Annotated in this window: 15 protein-coding genes; 3 read left to right on the top strand and 12 right to left on the bottom strand. The window is 42.2% G+C overall.

From position 1 onward, the window contains the following. Positions 1 to 59: 59 nt before the first annotated feature. From QFZ81_RS09665 to QFZ81_RS09655, 3 genes are all read right to left on the bottom strand, one after another. Complete coding sequence (locus tag QFZ81_RS09665) at positions 60 to 854, bottom strand: SDR family NAD(P)-dependent oxidoreductase (protein WP_307602522.1); 795 nt, start codon at positions 852 to 854, stop codon at positions 60 to 62. A 63-nt stretch (positions 855 to 917) separates the two neighbouring features. Continuing rightward, the gene (locus QFZ81_RS09660) at positions 918 to 1,577 is read right to left on the bottom strand and encodes a type 1 glutamine amidotransferase domain-containing protein (RefSeq protein ID WP_307602520.1); all 660 of its coding nucleotides are present in this window, start codon (positions 1,575 to 1,577) and stop codon (positions 918 to 920) included. 175 nt (positions 1,578 to 1,752) lie between these two features. Beyond that, positions 1,753 to 2,409 carry a YheC/YheD family protein gene (locus tag QFZ81_RS09655; protein ID WP_307602518.1) on the bottom strand — a complete coding sequence of 219 codons (657 nt, stop codon included), beginning with the start codon at positions 2,407 to 2,409 and terminating at the stop codon, positions 1,753 to 1,755. A 193-nt stretch (positions 2,410 to 2,602) separates the two neighbouring features. Between QFZ81_RS09655 and QFZ81_RS09650 the strand changes: the two genes are divergently transcribed. Next, complete coding sequence (locus QFZ81_RS09650; protein ID WP_307602516.1) at positions 2,603 to 3,967, top strand: MFS transporter; 1,365 nt, start codon at positions 2,603 to 2,605, stop codon at positions 3,965 to 3,967. A gap of 326 nt (positions 3,968 to 4,293) precedes the next feature. Here the strand turns inward: QFZ81_RS09650 and QFZ81_RS09645 are convergent, their stop codons facing one another. From QFZ81_RS09645 to QFZ81_RS09620, 6 genes are all read right to left on the bottom strand, one after another. After that, positions 4,294 to 5,178 (bottom strand): carbohydrate ABC transporter permease, encoded by an 885-nt coding sequence (locus QFZ81_RS09645; RefSeq protein WP_268613448.1) that lies wholly within the window; start codon positions 5,176 to 5,178, stop codon positions 4,294 to 4,296. 17 nt (positions 5,179 to 5,195) lie between these two features. Continuing rightward, complete coding sequence (locus QFZ81_RS09640; protein ID WP_173186227.1) at positions 5,196 to 6,086, bottom strand: ABC transporter permease; 891 nt, start codon at positions 6,084 to 6,086, stop codon at positions 5,196 to 5,198. Positions 6,087 to 6,160: 74 nt separating this feature from the next. Then, the gene (locus QFZ81_RS09635; protein WP_307602514.1) at positions 6,161 to 7,876 is read right to left on the bottom strand and encodes an extracellular solute-binding protein; all 1,716 of its coding nucleotides are present in this window, start codon (positions 7,874 to 7,876) and stop codon (positions 6,161 to 6,163) included. A gap of 160 nt (positions 7,877 to 8,036) precedes the next feature. Beyond that, entirely contained in the window at positions 8,037 to 9,158 is a 1,122-nt protein-coding gene (locus QFZ81_RS09630; protein ID WP_307602512.1) for a response regulator, read from the bottom strand. Further along, a complete protein-coding gene (locus tag QFZ81_RS09625; RefSeq protein WP_307602511.1) occupies positions 9,151 to 10,911 on the bottom strand; it encodes a sensor histidine kinase in 1,761 nt (586 codons plus the stop codon). The genes QFZ81_RS09630 and QFZ81_RS09625 overlap by 8 nt, the downstream gene beginning before the upstream one ends. Before the next feature lie 57 nt (positions 10,912 to 10,968). Next, positions 10,969 to 11,865: a helix-turn-helix transcriptional regulator gene (locus tag QFZ81_RS09620; RefSeq protein ID WP_307602509.1), complete on the bottom strand. Its 897-nt coding sequence runs from the start codon at positions 11,863 to 11,865 to the stop codon at positions 10,969 to 10,971. Between the two features lie 128 nt (positions 11,866 to 11,993). On the opposite strand from QFZ81_RS09620, the gene yicI reads away from it, so the two are divergent. Both yicI and QFZ81_RS09610 read left to right on the top strand, forming a co-directional pair. Then, positions 11,994 to 14,315, top strand: coding sequence for an alpha-xylosidase (gene yicI, locus QFZ81_RS09615; protein ID WP_307445059.1), 2,322 nt, complete (start codon positions 11,994 to 11,996; stop codon positions 14,313 to 14,315). A 153-nt stretch (positions 14,316 to 14,468) separates the two neighbouring features. After that, on the top strand, positions 14,469 to 15,077 hold the full coding sequence (locus QFZ81_RS09610; RefSeq protein WP_307445063.1) for a TetR/AcrR family transcriptional regulator: 609 nt from the start codon (positions 14,469 to 14,471) through the stop codon (positions 15,075 to 15,077). A 162-nt stretch (positions 15,078 to 15,239) separates the two neighbouring features. Here QFZ81_RS09610 and QFZ81_RS09605 read toward each other — a convergent pair whose 3' ends face one another. The 3 genes from QFZ81_RS09605 to QFZ81_RS09595 form a co-directional block, all read right to left on the bottom strand. Further along, on the bottom strand, positions 15,240 to 15,884 hold the full coding sequence (locus tag QFZ81_RS09605) for an FMN-dependent NADH-azoreductase (RefSeq protein ID WP_307445065.1): 645 nt from the start codon (positions 15,882 to 15,884) through the stop codon (positions 15,240 to 15,242). 387 nt (positions 15,885 to 16,271) lie between these two features. After that, positions 16,272 to 17,243 carry a Gfo/Idh/MocA family protein gene (locus QFZ81_RS09600; protein ID WP_307602507.1) on the bottom strand — a complete coding sequence of 324 codons (972 nt, stop codon included), beginning with the start codon at positions 17,241 to 17,243 and terminating at the stop codon, positions 16,272 to 16,274. A gap of 5 nt (positions 17,244 to 17,248) precedes the next feature. Continuing rightward, the gene (locus QFZ81_RS09595; RefSeq protein ID WP_307602506.1) at positions 17,249 to 18,937 is read right to left on the bottom strand and encodes a glycoside hydrolase family 2 protein; all 1,689 of its coding nucleotides are present in this window, start codon (positions 18,935 to 18,937) and stop codon (positions 17,249 to 17,251) included. Positions 18,938 to 18,956: the final 19 nt, after the last annotated feature.

Below are 18,956 nucleotides of genomic sequence, written 5' to 3'. Positions count from 1 at the left end.
TTGCTGGCTCCTCTAGCATTGAAATGTATTCATTGGTACTCCTCCATTTGTTTTTTTTATTATAAGATACTTTGGATAATCCCACCCTCTACTCTTTGTGCTGCACCGTTGATGGCTGATGCTTTATCGGATGCAATGAATACAACCGTATCAGCTACTTCCTCAACTGTAGCGAAACGTTGTATCAGAGAAGTCGGTTGGTCTTTTTTAAAGTATTCTTCTATAAATGTATCCAAGTCTTTTCCGTTCTCTTTAGCAAGGTCTGTAATGAATGTTCCGAACCCTTCTGTCCATGTAGGTCCAGGAAGAACTGAATTGACAGTTACATTTGTTCCTTTTGCCACTTCTGCTAAACCTCTTGATAACGTAATGAGAGCTGTTTTAGATACACCATAAGGAATGAGTTCCGGATATGGTTTGATTCCGGCTTCACTTGCAATGTTAATGATTCGTCCTGCATTGCGTTCCATCATTTTTGGTAGAAATGCTCTAGATAGTCGAACGGCGCCCATTACATTGATTTGATAGTACTCGAGCCATTCTTCATCCGTCACATCAGCAAAAGGTCTTACGGTAAAAACGCCTGTGTTATTGATCAATACATCTAAATTACCGATTTCGTTCACTTTGTTAATTAGTTCATCACTTTCTGCCTTAACAGCAACGTTTGCTCTAATTCCATAAACGGTTCCTAATACAGAAAGTTCTTTAACCGTTGTTTCTACATTTTCCTCAGATCGACCATTAATAATAACTTTAGCTCCTTCTTTCAAAAAACTAATGGCTATTGCTTTACCAATTCCAGCAGTAGATCCTGAAATGAGGACTAATTTATTTTTTAAGTTTAATTCCATTTCAACCATCTCACTTTCAAAATATTGTACTGACTAATATAAAATTTATAATGGACAATTGCGTTATTTCAATTTGGCAATAACTTCTGTCGTCACACTAAGTGTTGATTGCGGATTTTGACCTGTAATTAAATTTCCGTCAACTTCATAATGATCGCTCCAATCAGGTGCGACAACAAAGATCGGGCCCGCCTGACGAAGCCTGGACTCTAATAGGAAAGGCATAACTCGATCCAAACCAGCCGCTTTTTCTTCCGTATCTGTAAAGGCTGTAATTCGTTTACCTTCCACTAAATATTTTCCATTTGATAACTTTGCATTAACTAAACCTGCTGGTCCATGACATACCGCAGCTACAATTTTTCCGGCCTCATAAAATTCACTGAGTAAGGATTGAAGCTTTTCGTTATCCGGTAGATCAAACATCGTTCCGTGACCGCCTGGTAAGAAAATCACATCATAATCCGCAGCCTTAACCTCATCTAGTTTGATAGTATCCGCTAGAAATTGTTCAGTATCCAATATTTCTTGATGCAAATCAGCACTCAAACTATTTATATCGATAGGAGTTTTACCGCCTAAAGGACTAGCTACTGTGATATCAAATCCTTGCTTTGAAAACTCAATATAAGGCTCAGCAAATTCCGAAAGCCAAAGTCCTGTAGACTTTTCACTGTTTATTTGATTGGCTGAAGTGACCACGATTAATATACTTTTTTTCATTTTGTTTCCTCTCCTTTGTATCTGTTTTCTTGTTACAAGCCCTATTGTATCTTTAGATAATCTATAAATCCAATTAGATATTTGAGGTTAATCCATAAAAATATTTATATCATAACCATGCAATCAAAACAAAACAACCTGAGCCCAATTAATAACTTGGCTCAGGTTGTCGATTCTAATGAGGTTTTGTATTCACTTCAAAAATCCATACATTTCCCCGCTTATCGATACCGAAATCGTAACCGAGCATTCCAATGCCTGGATAGCGAGATTCAAGCAGCATCGTACATGTTCGGGCCACTCCGCACATCGTGTCAATTTTGGATTTGACTAGCGAAGCAGGGAAAGTCTGCCGCAGCGCATGAGCACCTTTAAGTAACGTGCCACCTCGGCAAAGGTTTGTGACGAACAGTCCTGGGCGCGCTAATCGGCCGACAACGGCTCGGATGACCCAAGACCGACCTGCTTTTTTCAGTTTAACACGATAATCTACGGGCCTACCTTCAATCGTAGCTAAGTCAATGCCCTGCTGCAGCATAAACGGGCGGTTTTTACGAATCTGGTTTAACGTGGAAAATAGCTCATTCCAAGTGCGAAATGTTCTTTTCGTCCCGGAGTCGTGCAGTAAATAGCCGTTGCCCGTTTTTTGGATTTTTACTACACTGCTTCCCCCAGTTCCAATGATCGGCTTTGCCACAACAAATACATATTGTCGCAGCATGGCCTGCAGGTTCGAAGCGCTAAAGCGGCGCATGTCAGGAATATGCTTGGCAACGCCGGCATGCCCCAACAAAACGGAGAACTTCGACCATTTATTAGCAACCATACGCATGAGGGATTCCTCCTTCCGTACAAGGCTTCCTCTATGCTAGAGTATTCCTCTTCCGTCAGAAGGGACAGGGACAATCAATTGAGTGATAACTTATTTTTTCACATTCTTCTTAAAATCCCAACCGCCCGTAATCGCATGCAATCCAACTTAAATAGGACTATAATCAATAAAAAAAGAGAAAGAGAGATATGATATGTTTAATAAGAACAAGCAGCTTTGGCTAATTACAGCCGTAGGCCTTGGAGTTCTCTTAAATCCGCTGAATACGTCGATGATTTCAGTTGCATTCTCACGGCTGCAGGCCGAATTTCATGTCACTTATAGTGCTATCTCATGGCTGATCGCTACTTATTATGTGGCAAGCGCCATTGCTCAACCAATTATGGGTAAAATAAGCGATATTTTTGGCCGCAAGCGTATCTTCCTATTTGGACTTGGACTCGTTACAGTATCATCCTTGTTAGCTCCACTGGCACCGAGCATTGGCTGGCTTATTGGCTTTCGCGTCATTCAAGCGATAGGAACATCTTCGCTGTACCCAGCCGGCATGGGTATTATTCGTAGCAGCATCACGGATAATCAAGCTAGGGCACTAAGTGTGATGTCGATTTTTTCTTCCACGTCGGCGGCCCTCGGTCCATCTATTGGCGGGTTTTTGATCCAATATGGGGATTGGCCAGCCATTTTCGTTGTTAACTTTCCAGTTATCCTCATTGCTTTTCTGCTTTCTATCAAAATTCTTCCGAAAGACGGCCCGCGCAAGTTACTCGCCAAAGGCGGACTGGACTTATGGGGAATTGCCTTTTTTGCAGCACTTATCATCAGTTGGCTATTTTTCTTCCTTTTCTTCGAAAAGGGGGTCAACTTCTGGTTTCTTTTAACCAGCATAGTGCTGAGTTATTTATTCTATAAATTTGAGTTAAAGCGCACCCAGCCATTTATTGATGTGATCTTTTTGAAAAAAAATCTCAACGTTTGTCTGGTCTATATCCAGTTTATTTGTGTCAACATCGTGTTCTACTCGATCATGTTCAGCATTCCCTCGTATTTACAGCAAGTCAGGCAATTTGATGCGCAGCAGGTTGGCATGATGATGCTGGCCTTATCCGGATTAGGGATATTCACTACGCCGCTGGTTGGCAGATGGATTGACAATTCCGGTTCCAAAACACCGCTAATCACAGGCTCGCTTATCGTTATAGCGGGTTCACTGCTTATATTACTGATTCATGAACATTCCGCTTCCTTGGCGATATTTGCAGTCCTATCCGTGTTCGGCTTGAGCAGCGGGTTCCAAAATCTCGGATTGCAGACGGCTTTATATTCATACGTATCCGCAGCAGAGACTGGGATAGCTTCGGGCTTGTTCATGACTTCCAGATTTATGGGAACGATCCTCTCCTCCAGTTTACTTGGCGCCATCTTTAGCCATGAAATCACCACACAGCGGCTGCACGGTATGGCCATCGTATGTGCAGTGATCAGCTTAGCAACACTCATATTATCGATATTAATGCCAAGTAACTCTATCCGCACAAAAGCAGTTCAAGGCAGATGAACACTTTATCGGTGAGGTAGACAACGAAAAGGCTGTCCCAAAGTAGAAAAATCTACTTGAGGACAGCCTTTTTTGAACTTTGAAAAGACAGCTGAGCTGCAGGGTTATACCTGCACAACTGTCCTCGTTTTTTGCATTCTGCTGCTTTCTTATGCGGATTATCAGCAAGGAGAAGCCACCCGACCTTTAGTCAGCGGAACGATTTTGCGTGTTTTCGTCCAAATAACGCCCCCTCATTCCACTTCTTTACGATTTCAGGTGTTTCATACAAGTAGCGCTTCAACGTTCCATCAGCAATTTCAGAAGTTCTCAAGCCTGAGATCTGATTATTCTTTGACAGACCCTAACGTAATCCCATGAATAAAAAATCTCTGGAGAAACGGATAAATGATGAGAACAGGAATCATAGCAATAAAGATTTTAGCCGCGTTCAAGGTTTGATTAGAAAGCTCACTCATCTTCTGTATTTGTTCGGCGGTCATGGTATTGGCATCCACAATAACGACCAATTGCTGAATGTAGGTTTGCAACGGATAATGATCCGCATTCGACATCAACACAAGTCCATTAAAAAACTCATTCCAATGATAGACGATACTGAACAAAGTTACGGTTGCCAGCACGGGAACTGCCAGCGGAATGAAAATCTTAACAAGCATATACCAAGGCCCTGCACCGTCTACTAGTGCCGCCTCTTCCAATTCCTTAGGCAGATTACGGAAATAGTTAATGACCAGAATCACACTGAAAATCGGTACACTGTTCCCTAGGACAAGCGCCCAGATGTTATTGATCAAGCCTAAAGATTTAACCGTTTGATACCAAGGGATTAATCCTCCATTAAATAACATGGTAAACACCAAAATCCACATCAGCACATTTCTAAACGGCAAATCTTTCGCATTTTTGGATAAAGGGTAACCCATCAGAATAATAATAACGAAGTTAAGACTAGATCCTAGAACGACTCGCTGTATCGAAATCCAAAACGAATTGAAAAATTTACTGTCACCCATGATTTCATGATAAGAATTAAAATTAAAACCCACCGGCCATAAGCCAACTTGCCCCGAGGATGCTGCTGCGTTATCACTTAACGAAACAGCAAGGGTATACCATAAAGGAAGAACACATAATAACGCTATGCCAACCAGCAGCACGATAAGGAAAAGATCGAATACTCTGGAGCCGATTGTTGTTTCTTTGACCATTTTCATGCTCCTTTATATTAAAAAATACGATAATTTGCAAACTTAGCAGCTAGGAAATAGGAAGTTGTAATGAGAAGAAAACTGATGACTGATTTTAATAGTCCCATTGCCGTTGCCAATCCATACTGGAGATTCAATAAACCTGTCCGATAGACCCATGTGTCAATAATATCCCCGCTCGAATAGACAAGAGGATTATAAAGGTTGAAAATTTGGTCAAATCCAGCATTTAAGACATTACCTAGGCTGAGCACTGAAAGTAAAATAACTGTTGTCATAATTCCAGGAAGTGTGACATGAACTAATCGCTGCCAGCGAGTGGCGCCGTCAATTGCAGCCGCTTCGTATAGAGCAGGATTGATTCCCGTTAAAGCCGCCAAAAATATAATCGTGTTAAATCCGAATTCCTTCCACACGTCACTTCCCACGATGATAAAGGGAAACAATTCCGCCTTGGCAAAAAACAAAGTAGGACTTATACCGAATATGCCCAAGATCCCGTTAACAGGTCCTTTATATGACAAAACATCCAACAGAATACCCGAAAGAATTACCCATGATAAAAAATGCGGTAAATAAACAATCGTCTGTACCCATCTTTTCAAAAACGCAATACGTAATTCATTCAGCAATAAAGCGAAGATGAGCGGTACAATCATATTCGCGATAATTTTCATGACCGCAATAAATAACGTATTAAAAAATACCGTTTTACTATCGTTAAGCGTGAACATATACTTAAAATTTTCCAAACCGACCCAATCGGAATGAAACATGCCTAGACCCGGATTAAAATCTTGAAAAGCAATGACAATCCCGAACATAGGAACGATACTAAACAGCGTCAACCATATAAATCCAGGAAGAAGCATGAGATAGTAATGTTTGGCAAACCCCTTCGTAACCATCCTACCGATCACTTCCATTCTCTCTATTGTAAGGGAAAGGCGCCAGAGTTCTCTGACGCCTCCATGCTTTCTTACTATTTGATACTCTCATCGATTTCAGCCAGAATTTGATCTCCGCCTTGCTTTTTCCAATCTTGTACGAACTTATCAAAGGAATCCAGCGGCGCAGCTCCCATGATTATTTTGAGGAATGTTTCCTTCTCTAATTTATCAATTGTTGCCCATTTGCTTTCCATGGTTTTCGTCTGCGAATAGGTCACGCTATAGGTTTTCTTAAACGGCTGTTGCAGCGGGGATATCCCTACGAATGTGGAATACATACGCTTCCATGTCCCTAAATCCGCGTTAGGATCCCAGTATTGAATATCATTCTTGTCATACGGTTCGAGTTTTACTTTTTTCACTTTTTCAGCATCGGCTTTTAGTAATTTATATCCTGGAATATCTAGATCCTCTGGCTTTTTGGTGCCTGCAAGAACCTCTTTCATCATCTTATATGTGACATCCATCTCATCCATTGGGGCAAAAACAACACGTAGCGGATAGTTTCCAATTGCCACTTTGACATCGAATTTGGATTCATCGCGCAGCAAAAGGTTTTCCATTTGAATGGCGGCTTCCGGATGCTCATAACCTTTCCGAACAACCAGATATTGATTGGACGGGTTCCCCATATGCGGTGTAAATTCACCATTCACATCCAAAGGTGCCGTATACGCTTGCCAATTTGCCTTCGGATTATTCTTAATCGCATCGGCTAATGGACCATACCCGCCAGCCCACCATAATCCAAAATAAATGCCTGAAGTTCCATTCTTGATCAGTTCCTGAGCATCCTTCCGAATGGTCATTTCCTTATCAATCAAGCCTTTGGAATAAAGATCACGCAGTTTCGAGAGAGCTTGCTTCGTTTCCGGCTGAAGGGAGCCATAGGCTGTTTTACCATCTGCACCTTTTAGCCAAAATCCTGGGTAGGAATGATACGAAGAAAAGATAGGGTCGAAACCATAGTTATTATTATTGGGATTGATAAAATCGGCATTCAGTAAACCGCCTAATTGCGGACCTGTTATGCCAATGGTATCGGCTTTTCCATTCCCGTCAGGATCTTGTTCGACAAAAGCTTTGGCTACTTTTTCTAATTCGTCGATGGTTTTAGGCGGTTGAAGGCCTAATTTGTCCAACCAATCCTTGCGAATCCACATCATATGAACCATATCTGACTCTGTCGTTACGTTAGGAAGGGCATACATCTTCCCATCTACAGTAACCGATTTAAGCGCAAGCCCTTGCGTCGTTTCAATGATATGTTTGATCGCTGGCGAGGCGTATTTATTATAAACCTCGGTTAGATCCGCGAGTTGACCGCTTTTTACCATTTGTCTGAACTGTGTATCTTTCACAACCAACGCATCCGGCAAATCGTTACTGGCAATGGATAAATTCACTTTTTGGTCGTAATCCTTACCGCTGGCAGCCTGCCAAACAATTTTGGTATCGATATTCAAGTTTTCTTTGATATAACGGGTATACGGGTTGTTTTCAGGCGAGTCTCCCGCTGGCAAGCTCTTATCGGAAGCATCTACATCTTTACCAATTTTAATCGTAATCGGTTTGGCCGATTTGGCGAATGGCCCCGCTTCAGTTAGCGCAGCTGCTGTTTGCGCTGCTCCCGTTTGTGCAGGCGCAGTCGAAGCTGCTGGTGATTGCTTGGCCTTCTCTGAGCATGCGGATAATACGACTAGCATCCCGGCAAGTAACAGCAGCATGCTTTTTTTAGATCTTCTCATATAAAGCCCCTTCTTTCGCTTTCAGAATTTATCTACACCCTAAAAGTATCACGAAACATCACGCTGCTAGGATGGAAAACGGTTACAGCTTTAGAGGGGTAAATGACCGAGAATTCGCAGGTAATCACCTTTTTCTCATGAATTCGCAGCATTTGACCCTCTAATTTTCGGACATTTCTCTACCCGTTACATTCTTCTGCCGATACTCGCTTGGTAACAGACCAGTTTGCTCCCGGAAGGTGCGGCTAAAATACTTTTCATCCATATATCCAACGTTCTCAGCAATCCAGAGAATCGTTTTGTTCGTATAAAGCAGATACTCCTTTGCTTTCTCAATACGTTTGTGACGTAAATGCTCACTAAAATTAATGCCTACAATTTCTTTAAAGCACTGGCTGAAATAGCTTCTACTCATATTAACCCGTTTCGCAATACTCGCGGCCGTAATTTGCTCTTTCATTTCTTCATTAGCAATGTAAACAGCTTTCATCACGCATTCTACAACCTCTTGTGAAAAAGAAGGTTTATCGATCGCCTTGCGAATCATTTCACGAGTAGCCATCAACCATTCCTCAACCTCATGCCAGCTTTCAAAAGAATCAGGCAATTGAATTGTCGCCAAATCAACTGGATGAAATAAAAGATTCCATTTATCGATTAACGCATATAACAACCCGATCAGCTTCGTTTGAGGTAAACGCAGCTGCTTCAAATCATGGATATGTGTTGTAAACAGGTTATCTTGATAGACCCATTCATGACCCGACCATTGCTCTTTCACTACGTTTAAGTCTTTTTGAGCTGCCGCCAGCTGATTGTCCCCTTCATGAACCGAAGAACCTATGCCATGAGAGGACTCATTATCATAAAAGATATCATGTGGATTAGGGGCATGCTTCTGCTCCTCCATAATCCGGTTGTAGATCCGCTCCAGCACTTCCTCAAAGCGCTCCTTTTCAAGCTGAACCTTGGCAATATAATCAATAGCTCCAAGTCTCAATGCCTCTTGGATATATTCAAAATCCTGATGAAAGGTTAGCACGACGGTATAAATGCTTGGATATTGCTTTCTCACGATTTTCAGTAATTCGATCCCTGACATAACAGGCATCGCTAAATCAGTCAGCAATAAATCTATCGCGTTCGCTGCTATAAATTCCAAGGCTTTCTCGCCATTACTGGCTTCCCCGACAACCTCCATGTCAAAATCGTGCCAAGGCATGGCTGATATAAGACCTTTGCGAACCAATTTATCATCATCGACAATCATCACTTTAATCATGACGGGGGTTCACCTCCATAATTGGTAAGGAAACAAGGATGGTTGTCCCTTTTCCAATAACACTCTTGATACTCAGGTCCGCCTGCTCGCCATATTGGGATTCAAGCATTCGCTTAACATAATTTAAGCCAATCCCCATACCAACCTTTTTGTTTTCAACTTCCGGATTGTGCAATAGGTTATGAATCGTTTCCTCCGACATCCCAGAACCGTTATCATGAATCGAGATCTGAATCGTCTTCGTTAAACTGACATCAACCTTAATATACCCGTCATCACTTAACCCGTGATAAAGTGAATTTTCGACAAGCGGCTGGAGGATAAAACGAGGAACCGGCATGTTCCATACCTCTTCATCGACATTCATCTGAACATCAAACTTAAAATCATAGCGAATTTGCTGTAAAATCAAATATTGCTTTAAGGCTTCTATTTCTTCATAAATGGTTGACGCTTGTCCCAGCTTGCCTAAATTATAATGCAGAAGCTTATTTAATGAGGATACAAGACGATCGATCTCATTCTGTCCGTTCATAACGGCTAACCAATGCACAGTATCCAACGTATTCATTAAAAAATGGGGATTAATTTGATAGAGCAGCTTTTCTACCTCAAGATCCACTCTTCGCTTCTCTTTTTGTTCGACTTCGGCGAATAAATTCCATATCTGTTCTCTCATTTGCCTAAATTGATGCAGTAGAAAATCAAACTCCGGTATTTTTGTTCGTACTGTAACAGCCTGGACTCGATTTTGTGCCATCAGCTTGATTTCTCTATTAAAGCCATTCAAAGGGAGGTATACCATCTTCCATAAGAGCCAAGCCATGAGTAAACTCATCCCTAGAAAAAGGAGCGAAAACAGCATTATTTGAACAAACCACTGGTTCATTTCTTTGTTGTAATCTGCTTTTGGAATGACAGACACGATACTCCAGCCTTGGTTGCTTGCCTGCCTAAACCAGTAAAATTCATTATAGGTGCCAAAGGTTTTTTCTTTAGAAAAGTTGGGGAATATCGTATCTTTCACAAATGTATTGGGAAGCTCGCTATACGCGATTCTCCCGTCATTATCTAGGAAAACATGGGAATTCGTTCCGCCAAATTGATCATTATTCAGAATGTTTTGCGTGAGATGAAACCCCGTTTCAATGTAGACATAGACATCATCACGCTGCGGTAAATCCACTTTCCTTCGTGCAGATAAAACAAAATTATTATCAAATTGATTGTTGCTTAAATGAGGACCATAATAAGAAATTCCCGAGTATTCTGCAAGCAATGGCAACTTCTCAGGGGAAAAATTCTCCTTTACGCCCGAATTTTCGAGATCATACGTATGGTCATTTTGAAAATAGTATAAGGTTAAACCAATATTAGGGTTGGTAAAGGTGACTAATCTTAATTCATCTTTTAAATCGCTTATCATTTGCGAGCGTTCGAAAGATTGACTTGCGGGAAGCGATAACATTTGATCCAACTTATTACCCACACTTCCTGTAAAAGCAAGCTGTTGAGAGACATGATTTAGATTGCTTATCGTGCTTTCTAAGGAAAGCTCTACTTGTTTTAAATTACTTTGAATACCGCTCTGAATTTTATTAGTAAGTATGGAATAAATCGTGTAATAGGAGATAAGAACGATACAAATAAATGGAATTAATGTACTGCATAAGAAAATAATAAAGATCCTCTTTTTCAACGTTAAATAATCGTACAGAAATGACTTCATATTCTCCTGCATCTTAACAAACATCTACAATCACTCCCCCCGATCAGGCTAGATTCAACTAGAACCAATGATTCGTCAATATCAACCCATTCCCTCACTTGTCCTTAATTTTTTTCGATATTCAGAAGGTGTATAACCAAAATGCGTTTTAAACACACCGATAAAATAACTCAACGTATTGAAGCCGACATCAAGCGAAATCTCTGTAATCTTCTTGTTGGTATCCTTCAGCATTAATGCCGCTCGCTGTGCACGCAATTGGTTTAAGTACTCCAGTGGGCTTTTTCCTGTAAAACCTTTGAAGTATCGGCAGAAATAAGATTCGCTAAAAGAAACGATCGCCGCGAGGTCCTCCAATCGAATCGGACTGCTATAGTTTACTTGCATATATTCGATAATCAGCTTTAATCGATCTATGTGCGTAGGGTTGACAGAAGGCGGAAGCTCACGAAAAGCAGGACCTCCCAGCATAATTAGCTTTGAAATGATCAATTGAAGCAATGCTTTTGTAGAAAGCTCAAATAACGGCCTTTCATTAATATTCAAATCGAACACTTGCAGTAACAACACCAATAGCTCCCTCTCCTCAGCAGTATGATGGGTGATGTGGGCAGGAGTGACAAATTTCTGCTGGATTAGCGGATTAATATATTTCTCACGAACGAGATCAAACCTCTCGCCTCCCAATATATCCGAATGAAACACCACGGCGGTGAAGCAGCATTCTTCGTTTGCGGATATACGGCCAGAATGAAGCTGACCGGAATTCACGAAAATCGCTTCCCCGGCTTCCAATTCATAGTCATCCATAGAAACACGGAATACCGCCTTACCCTTGGTAAGCAAGAGAAACTCCAGTTCATCATGCCAATGGAGTTCAAGCAGTTCTTCCCCCGGCTGGCAGCAGATTTCATACACGCGGATTGGATAAAGCGGATCACCGTGAATGCGGTCCTCTTTTAAACTGGCTTGCTGCATGGCGGTAGTCCCCCTTTATTGAAATTCAAAATATGTCAAAATACTGATATTTTTTCACAATATAACGAAAGGAATGGAGTTTTTAAATCAATATAATTATATTACAACATTTTGAAGGGATGATGGTAATGAAATTTTCTAACGGTTATTGGATGGCAAAAGAAGGGTACACCGTCCTTAATCCTGTCGATGTCCGCGATGTTCATCAAGAAGATAGCAGTCTGACTGTATATGCTGCCGCACGGAAGATTCAGCGAAAAGGGGATACTTTAAATGGTGCGATGCTGACATGTGAACTGAGCTCGCCTCTTCCTGATATCATCCGTGTACGCTGGACTCATCATGCAGGTAAACGATCGCAAGGGCCTTCTTTTGAATTGTTCAAAAACCCGCAGACTCCAGTTTCAATCGATGACAGTAACGATCATGTGACCATGACATCCGGCGGATTAAGCGTAAAAGCCAACAAACATAGTACGTGGGGAGCTGAATTCTCTTTCGAAGGCCGTCGTTTAACTGGCACCAACAGCAAAGGTGCGGGGCATATTACGACAGCTAACAAAGAGATTTACTTTCGCGAGCAGCTTGAGCTTGGCATTAATGAGCATATTTACGGATTGGGAGAACGGTTTACAAATGTAGTGAAGAACGGGCAGACCGTAGATATTTGGAACGAAGATGGCGGCACGAGCAGTGAACAAGCTTACAAAAATGTGCCCTTTTACTTATCCAGTAAGGGATACGGTGTTTTCGTCAATCATCCCGAACACGTATCGTTCGAAGTCGGCTCTGAGGTTGTGTCCAAAGTCCAGTTCAGCGTACCAGGCGAAAGTGTGGAGTATTTCATTATTGGCGGCAAAACGCTAAAAGATGTTCTAAATAATTACACGAAGCTTACCGGCAAACCCGCTCTGCCGCCAGCATGGTCGTTCGGTTTGTGGTTAACAACCTCCTTCACGACAGATTATGATGAAGCTACCGTAAACAGTTTCATTGACGGCATGTTTGAACGAGACCTTCCGCTGCATGTGTTCCATTTTGATTGTTTCTGGATGAAGGAATATCAATGGACCAACTTTGAGTGGGATGCCGATATGTTCCCCGATCCGGTAGGAATGCTGGGACGGCTTAAGGACAAGGGACTGAAAATATGTGTCTGGATCAATTCGTACATTGGCCAGAAATCACCGCTCTTTCAAGAAGGCATGGACAAGGGGTATTTGGTCAAAACCTTAGATGATCACGTTTGGCAGTGGGATCTCTGGCAGGCCGGCATGGGGCTTGTCGATTTCACCAATCCGGAAGCCACGGAGTGGTACAAAGGTCATTTAAGACGGCTGATCGATATGGGCGTGGATTGCTTCAAAACAGATTTCGGCGAGCGCATCCCGACCGATGTCAAATACCACGATGGTTCGGATCCATTCAAAATGCATAACTACTATACATTCCTATACAATAAGGCCGTATTTGAAGTACTGGAAGAAAAACTCGGCAAGAACGAAGCCATGTTATTTGCCCGCTCCGCTACGGCCGGAGGGCAGCAATTCCCCGTACACTGGGGCGGCGATTGCTCGGCCAACTACGACTCCATGGCGGAGTCGCTTCGCGGAGGCCTTTCACTCGGTTTATCCGGTTTCGGATTCTGGAGCCATGACATCAGCGGTTTTGAAAAAACAGCCCCGCCCGATATTTATAAACGCTGGGTAGCCTTTGGCCTGTTGTCTTCGCACAGCCGTTTGCACGGCAATGAATCTTACCGTGTTCCATGGCTGTTTGACGAAGAAGCAGTCGATGTTCTCCGACATTTTACAAAGCTAAAAAGCACGTTAATGCCCTATCTGTTTGCAAGTGCTATCCAATCTACAGAAATGGGTATTCCGATGATGCGCGCAATGGTGCTGGATTTTGCATCAGACCCGTCCACTCATCATCTGGATACGCAGTACATGTTAGGAGATGACCTGCTCGTTGCCCCAATCTTTAATGAGCAAGGAACTGTGATGTACTATGTTCCCGAAGGACGTTGGACTGATTTCTTCAGCGGAAGAGTTGTTGAAGGCGGGAAATGGCAGGAGGAAACGCATGGCTATATGACGCTGCCCATGCTAGTTAAACCGAATACGCTGCTTGCCATAGGAGCAAATGAGCAGAAGCCCGATTACGATTATGCGGATGGCGTATCTCTTCATTTATTTGAACTGGGGGATGGAGCAGCCGCGGAAACGTCAATTTATGATGTACAAGCTAATCTGCAATTAACCGTAAAAGCAGTCCGAATGAATGAGCTGATCGACATCTCTATTCAAGGCGGAACTAAACCTTACACCCTTGTAGTAAGAGGCTTCAATCAAATCTCATCCGTAGAAGGCGCATCTTGGACAAGATCAGCAATCGGCATCGTGCTAACTCCCGAACCCGGCACGTCAAAGATAGCAGTAAGATTGTAATAAATAAAACGGCTGGCCCTGTTATTCATACAGGGTCAGCCGTTTTCCACTTCTGCAAGGATTAGCAGTTATACACCGTTCCATAACTACTGTATAATATAAAAGGAATTCACATTCCGCTTACTAACAAGACATACAATAAGGAGCTTGCAGATGCCATTAAAGGGTTCGGATTTATCAACGCCAAGCAATCGTAAAGATGCCAATCAGAATACACTTAAAGTTCTAATAGCTGCTTATAAAGTTTTCGCTTTGAAAGGCTATGACGCCACCATCGAAGAAATCGCGAATGAAGCAGGGGTAGGCGTAGGAACTGTCCATCGGCGATTTTCCAACAAAACCGTGTTGGCCACTGCTGTAGTCACCGACATTTTCCAAAAAATTAAAGAGAAGCAATTGCAGGTCGTCAAAATGGACATGCCAGCTGATCAAAAAATCCGGCTATTATTTGAAATCTTCTCAGCTTCTCACTTACAATATGGAAAAATACATAGTATGGGGCTTCATTTGGCAACGATAGGTGAATTGGGCGAAGAAATGAGGGCCTCCCTATTAACCGCTCTAGAGGGCAGCGTACTTGATATTATTATGCAAGGCCAAGAAGAAGGAATATTTAGAGAAGGCGATCCGAAACTGCTGGAATTACTCATTATCAATATGATTAACCCCCATCTCATTCTAAAATTAAAAGAACATGTTCCTGTGGAGAAGATTACAGAAACGGTTTCCGACATGATTCTATTAGGGCTTATCAAGAAATAAAAAAGGGGCTGTCCCAAAAGTAGATAAATCTCTACTTGAGGACAGCCCCTTAAGGCCTATTGACCTTCTGGGACATTCGAATAGGTATTCAGAACGACATTCATACTTCCATTGGTTTTTCCAATGGAATCGACTCTCAGGCTTATTTGAATACGATTTAAATTACACAGAAACACCAGATAAACGTTCAGCAGCTTTTTCAGCTTCTTTGTTGGCATTTGCTAATATTTCATCTCGATTTAGGAATGCAGTTCCTTGAGCTCTAATGATTTGGTAATCCTCAAGTCCAATGAAATTAAACATGGATTTGAGGTATTTATGTGAGTATTCAACTTCTGTATACCAATCATTATTGGTATATACCCCGCCGCTTCCTTGAATGACAAGAATGCTGCGGCCGTCTTTTAACAAGCCCTCTGAGCCGGTATCCGTATATTTAAAAGTTTCACGGGCTATAAGGATATTATCCATATAATCTTTGAGCTTGGATGGAATGTTAAAGTTATGCAATGGCATGACAATGACATATTTATTCGCGCTTTTGAATTGCTTTAGTATTTCAGACATCCGACTAGTAACCTCTTGCTCTTCGTCAGTTAACTGCTCTCCTTTTGCCAACTTCTCCCATGCACTTAGGACCGTACGATCAACGGAAGGAACATGATCATCATAAAGATTAATTTGTTCAATGGTCTCCGTTTGATTTTGTTCCTTATACGCCTTCAAGAAATGGTTTAAAACCTGCAGACTAAAAGATGATGTAGAATCTACTTTGGGATGAGCATTAATAACAAGCATTTTATTCATCAAAATCTCTCCTTCTAAGTGATCATTTGAATATTCCAGCAAAAATAATTGCCAAAAGCCAAATAAGCGTTAGATTTCTATCGGTTATTGTCTTTTTATAATGCAAGATTGCGGAAATCAGAAATATAACAATAATGATGATTATTATCATAAAAGCCCAAATCCTTATTTATATTCTTTGCTAATTAACAATAATATACTCTTCCATGAATGATAATTAAACCCAAAAGGAATTAACATTCCGTATTACACATTGATAATATCATACGACTTGATTAACCGTCAATTAAACGGAATATGAATTCCGATTCTATAGATTTACTATGGCTTTATCAAAAAAAAGCATGCTTAACAATGATATTTTCACTGTTAAGTATGCTTCTTTACTTAAACAATGCGAACGGGCAATCCCGATTTCGCTGATTTGAGCGCAGCAACAGTTACCTGTTGTGTCTTAAAAGCATCCTCATAATCAGAAAGAATACGCCCGGTATCCCCTGTTTTCAGTGCATGGATGAAGGCTTCATTTTCTACGTAATAGGGATTAACCAATCTTTTAATTTCAGAGGTTGCATGAGCTTCGATCAATTTCAAACGCTCCGTATCCCACTCCAGCATGCCCTCCTGCGTATAGCAGGTAATACCCACTTTGCCCAAACCGCTTGGCAGTACACACGTATTAGAAATATTAGCGATAACACCGTTGCTAAATTTTAGGGTCACCGTTCCTACATCAGCTGCTGTTACCCCATCAAATTGCTTGTGCATCACTTGATTGCCATACAAAGCGTAGACTTCTTCAATCTCTCCAATACAGTAACGCAGAATATCGACCAAATGTGTGCTTTGTTCTATGAATTGTCCGCCTGATCTCTCTTGATCTCTCCACCATGCAACCTGAGGCATATTTCCCATCCAATTGCCTGTAATCATGCCGACATTTTGCTGGCTCAACAATTGTTTCATCTGACTTACTGTATCTGTATAACGAAAATGATAGCCTACGGACGTAATCAGAGGTTTCTTGCGTAATTCGGTTAATATTTGATTGGGCTGCTCGATATTGACACCAAGTGGCTTTTCCACAAAAAAAGGAATGCCTCTATCAATAAGCTGCATTTCAAATTCCCCATGTGACATTGGCGGCACTAAAATGTATACGGCATCCAAGCGCTCGGCGTCCAACATCCCACTAACCCTTTCATAGCTTGAGGGAATGCTGTATGCCGAAGCGAACTCCTCCGCTTTTGCCTTACTCGTCCCGCATACCGCTTGAATCTGCACGTCTTCCATCTCTGATAAAATTTTTGCGTGCATCTTACTGAAGCCACCTGTACCGATAATGCCGATATGTAACATGATTACTAGCTCCTGTTCTTATAATGTTTTTGCACAACCGAATAGGCTAGCTTAGGACGGCGGTATTCATCTACAATACCTTTGCTGTTTTTGGTACATGACCTCGTCATCAACCAACCTAAAGCCTCAACAACCCTGCAATCGCAAAACTGCCAAATAAACATGCCAGAGAGGAATGGCCGGGACGTATAGGCTGCCAGATTTTGCTCGATAATATCCGATTGCCGCTCTTCTGAGCCTTTCACTCTTGCCGGAGAACGGTGTCCGTAGAAGCCGTCGGCTCCAAATTCACTCATGATCATAGGCTTGCCTTTACCGCCTGCCGCATTGGCCCACCCTCTCGCTGTATCGCAGAGTTCACCTGGATCTTCATTTCCATACCATAGCGGATACAAATTGAAGGAAACAATGTCAGCCAAATCAAAGCAGAGTTCTCTCTCTCGATGGTGGGAAGCAAATGTCAAAGGACGGCTTTGATCCATAGAACGAATCTGCTCAAGCTGCCTTCGGTAATGCTCTCTTCCCTCTTCCGTATCGCTTGCGCACTCGTTCAAAATAGCCCAAATAATAATGGACGGATGGCTGGCATGCTGCTCGACCATCTCACGGTTAACATCCTCACATTGCTTGATAAAATGGGGATTCTGCATCTGCTCTAGGCTTAGGCCACGCGCATGATTCTCTTCCCACACATAGATACCACGCTCATCACAAAGATCTAAGAAGCGCTCATCATTCGGATAATGGCTTGTGCGTACTGCATTTGCGCCCATATCCTGCATGAGATCGAGATCCTGAAGCATTAAAGCTAGAGGAAAGGCGGCACCTACCAGTGGATGGTCCTCATGACGATTAAAGCCCTTCATGACAATCGCTTCACCATTAACTCGAATTGAGCCATCCCCAGTTTCAATAACTCGGAAACCAACACGCTCGATAAAATCATCGACAGGTCTTTCTATCCCATTGATAAAGAGTTCCATCCGCAATTCATAAAGCCTCGGACTGCTGGCGGACCAGGGAGAGATACCTGGGAAGTTGAAGGTTTCGGTAATGATCCTAATTTCATTGGGTGCAAGCTCCAAGCTGCCAAAAGAGAAGCTGTGTTCTTCCATGGTGCCCTTCAGTTGGAAAGACTGCCTTTGATGAGAATCGTTGCAAACCGCTACGCGGACCTCTCCTTCCCAGTCTTTATTTTCAAATTTAGGCGTAAAGCGAACATTTTCGATATACAAATCACTGATTTCTTCGTAGGCAGCTGGTCTTATTATACCACCATACGTATAGTAATCATTTGGAATATGCAGAGAGGAGTGCTCGCCAAACGAATTGTCGACCCATACAATAAGCTCATGCGTTCCTGGCGATACATTTCGAACTTTCGCGGTAAAAGCCGTATACGCATTGTAATGCTCGGCAATCAAAACGCCGTCAAAAAAAACCTTAGCCGTATGGCTGACCCCTTTAAATTCAAAACGCAAAGAAGTCGGACGCTCGATTTGAATGGTTTTTCGGTACACACCTTCTCCGCGGTAAGTCAGGAGATCGGGGTGCATCTCCCAGCAGCCAGGAACCGCAAGCTTATAGGGGTATCGATCCACGGAAGGTGTTTCCTCATCCACGATGGAGAAATCCCAGGTTCCTTCCAAATCGGTTACTTTACGAATATGATGGGTTTGAAATAATCGAAGCATGATAATTAGCCTCACTTTC

This window comes from Paenibacillus sp. V4I9 (genome assembly GCF_030817295.1).
GTDB lineage: Bacteria > Bacillota > Bacilli > Paenibacillales > NBRC-103111 > Paenibacillus_E.
This window is presented reverse-complemented; position numbering and strand designations above follow the sequence as displayed.